The 1,112-nt window shown below is 45.5% G+C and carries 2 protein-coding genes; both read right to left on the bottom strand.

Going from position 1 to position 1,112, the window contains the following annotated elements:
* Window positions 1-506 (bottom strand): aromatic amino acid transport family protein (locus ACRC27_RS07540; RefSeq protein ID WP_438639566.1); only part of this gene is annotated, 506 nt, incomplete at its 3' end.
* A gap of 398 nt (window positions 507-904) precedes the next feature.
* Window positions 905-1,112, bottom strand: a 208-nt coding sequence (locus ACRC27_RS07535; RefSeq protein ID WP_438639565.1) for a porin, incomplete at its 5' end; no start/stop codon positions are given.

Genomic DNA, 1,112 nt, shown 5'->3' with positions numbered 1-1,112 from the left:
TACACCATTACTTCAAAACTTTTCAGCAACACTTTTTCGCCGGCAATCATGATAGCAATCAGAGCGAAAATCAGGCCACCCGACAGCAGCGCGCGTGGTGGCGAAGCCATGCCAAGCTGATTGACCAGAAAACTATCCGCGGTATTGGTGATCGCAACACCGTAAATCATCAGGATGGGGAAGATTGAGAGAAAATAGAGCAAGGTAACCAAGCGGCCAAAACGTGCTCCGAAATGCTCATCCACCACATCGGTAAAATCTGCTTCAGCATTGGCAGAAGAGTGTACAAAGCGCGCAAGACCACGATGGGCCAGATAGGTCATCGGGTATGCCAGTGCTGCCAGAATCAGCAACGGCCAGAAACCGCCAATCCCCAGATTGATAGGCAGGAATAAAATGCCGGCGCCAACGGCAGTACCAAACAGGCTAAAGACCCAATGCGAGTCTTGCTTGGACCAAGCGAGAGTTTTTGATTCGGTAGGGGATAGTGCTACAGCGGATTTCATGACGGTTTCCGAGGTGGTTAATCTTTACGTGCATAGTACTCGCTGTAGCTGTTGAGCGCATTTGACTAAGCCAGTGATAAAAACCATGAATTTCGCATCTAAATAGAATAAACGGTTTTTATATCCAAGTTATCAAAATTAAATGCCTTTAAATTGCTATAAACAGTGAATACATAGCCTGAAATTTTACGTCGTGCAAATTTGTGTGATGATGGCTGTAAACTTAGGATTACATGCTGAGAAATGGTGGTTGGTAAGTTATTTATTGCGCAAAAGGTGAGCAAGAAAGGAATTGATAGCGAGATTATGGTTCTTCATGTCGGGCTAACGAAAAAAGCCGATCTCCTGTAGGAGATCGGCGCAGCTCGCAATATCTAAATTTTTCGCGTAGCGAGAAATTAGAAGGTGTATTGCAGGCCCACAGCAGCAACGTTGTTGGTGTACAGAGCGTTGTTGGCAGTGTATTCGTTGTTGTCCAGCAGGTTGATCTTATAGTCAACATACGCATTCATGTTAGCGTTGAAGTTATAAGTCAGCGCCAGGTCAACATACTTGCTGTAGTCTTGGTTGCCTACGTAACCATTTGGATGACGCAGCCAGCCTTGA

This window comes from Plesiomonas sp. (genome assembly GCF_051650925.1).
GTDB lineage: Bacteria > Pseudomonadota > Gammaproteobacteria > Enterobacterales > CAMTGL01 > Plesiomonas.
Note: the sequence above shows the minus strand (reverse complement) of the source record. Positions and strands in the feature narration are given on the sequence as shown.